The organism is Gordonibacter pamelaeae 7-10-1-b (assembly GCF_000210055.1).
GTDB classification, from domain to species: domain Bacteria; phylum Actinomycetota; class Coriobacteriia; order Coriobacteriales; family Eggerthellaceae; genus Gordonibacter; species Gordonibacter pamelaeae.
Genome location: NC_021021.1, coordinates 412,554 through 414,260 on the forward strand (window position 1 = coordinate 412,554; position 1,707 = coordinate 414,260).

A 1,707-nucleotide genomic window follows, 5' to 3' on the forward strand; every position below is an offset into this window, starting at 1 on the left:
CCGGCTCGCCCGCCAGCAGCTGCTCGGCGCGCGCGAGGTCCTTCACGGACAGCGCGATGTAGGTGGAGATGAGCGAGTAGCTGTACGTGACGTTGATGCCGCAGTCGGCCATGACGCCCATGACGCGCGCGAGCTCGCCCGGCTCGTCGTTCAGGCGCGCGCACAGCACGTCGGTCGTCGTGGCGGCGGCGCCCATGTCCACGAGCACGTCCAGCGCGCGCAGGGGGTCGTCCACGATGAAGCGCACGATGCCGTAGTCGCCCGTGTCGGACGCGCTGTAGCCGCGCACGCTCACGTGCGCGTCCTCGAACGCGTCGAGCACGCGGCGCAGGTGCCCCGGCTGGCTTTCCAGGAACACGCTGATCTGCTGAACGCTCATGCTTCCCGCACCTCCTCTTTCTCGTCGGCAGGCAGGGCGAACGCGCGGCCGGCGCGGAACGCCGCCAGGTTCGCCTCCACCGTCTTCGGCGGCACGCGGTCGGCCACGATGCGCTCCCACGCCTCGAGGGCGAACGGCAGCCGCGTGGACAGCGCGCCCAGCAGCACGACGTTCACCGACTTGGCGCTGCCCGCCTCGCGGGCCAGCTGGCCCGCCGGGATGAGCGTGGCGCCCAGGTCGGCCAGCGTCTCGCGCGCATGGGCGGGCATGGAGGCGCGCCCGGTGGCCACGGGCAGCGGCTTTATGGCCTCGTCGGCCACCAGCAGGTAGCCGTCCTCGGCCAAAAACGGCAGGTTGCGCAGCGCCTCGGTCGTCTCGAACGACACGACGCAGTCGGCCGTTCCGGGGTCACACACCATGGAGGGCACCTCGTCGCCGAAGCGCACCACGGTGGTCACGGCGCCGCCGCGCTGGGCCATGCCGTGTATCTCCGACACCTTCACCGACGTGCCGGCCGCAAGCGCCGCATGGGCCAGGAGGTCGGCCGCCAGGATGGTGCCCTGGCCGCCCACGCCGCAGAGCAGGACGGTGGTCGCTTTCGCGTTACTCATGGGAGCCCCCTTCCGGCTGCTCGATGGCGTTGAAGGCGCAGTACTGGGCGCACTGGCCGCACCCGATGCACAGGCCCGGGTCGATGGAGGCCCGTCCCGTCTCGGCGTCCTTCGCGATGGCCGGGCAGCCGAGCGTCGGGCACACGCCGCATGCCGTGCAGGCGCCCGTCACCAGGTAGGCCGGCTTGCGCGTGCGCTCGAGCAGCACGCAGGGCGCGCGGAACACGAGCACGGACAGCTCGCCTGTGCCGGTTGCATCCTTCAGCGCCGCGCGCACGGCACGCGCGTCGTGCGGGTCGACGGTGCGCACGTCCCCCACGCCGAGAGCGCGCACGACCCCTTCCAGGTCCAGCTCGCGGCTCGGGCGCTTCTGCAGCGTCTCGCCGTTGAAGGGGTTGCCCTGGCGGCCCGTCATGGCCGTCGTGCGGTTGTCGAGCACGCACACCGTGCCCCCGCAGCGGTTGTACACGGTGGAGATGAGCGATGACAGGCCCGAGTGCGCGAACGTGGAGTCGCCGATGACGGCAACCACGGGGCGGTGCTCCGTCCCTGCCAGCGCCAGCTCGAAGCCGTGCGCCATCGACACCGACGCGCCCATGTCCACGCACGTGTCCATGGCGGACAGCGGCGGCAGCGCGCCCAGCGTGTAGCAGCCGATGTCGCCCGTGACGATGGCCTTGAGGCGCGTGAGCTCCTTGAACACCAGGCGGTGCGGGC

At 71.9% G+C, this 1,707-nt stretch carries 3 protein-coding genes; all 3 read right to left on the minus strand.

The window, feature by feature from the left end:
- A partial coding sequence (locus GPA_RS18690) for an amino acid-binding protein (RefSeq protein WP_041238789.1) occupies positions 1–379 on the minus strand: 379 nt, incomplete at its 3' end.
- Entirely contained in the window at positions 376–990 is a 615-nt protein-coding gene (locus tag GPA_RS01920; RefSeq protein ID WP_015538789.1) for an indolepyruvate oxidoreductase subunit beta, read from the minus strand. The genes GPA_RS01920 and GPA_RS18690, both read right to left, overlap by 4 nt.
- The coding region (locus tag GPA_RS01925; RefSeq protein WP_041238791.1) for a thiamine pyrophosphate-dependent enzyme at positions 983–1,707 on the minus strand (725 nt) is incomplete at its 5' end. The genes GPA_RS01920 and GPA_RS01925, both read right to left, overlap by 8 nt.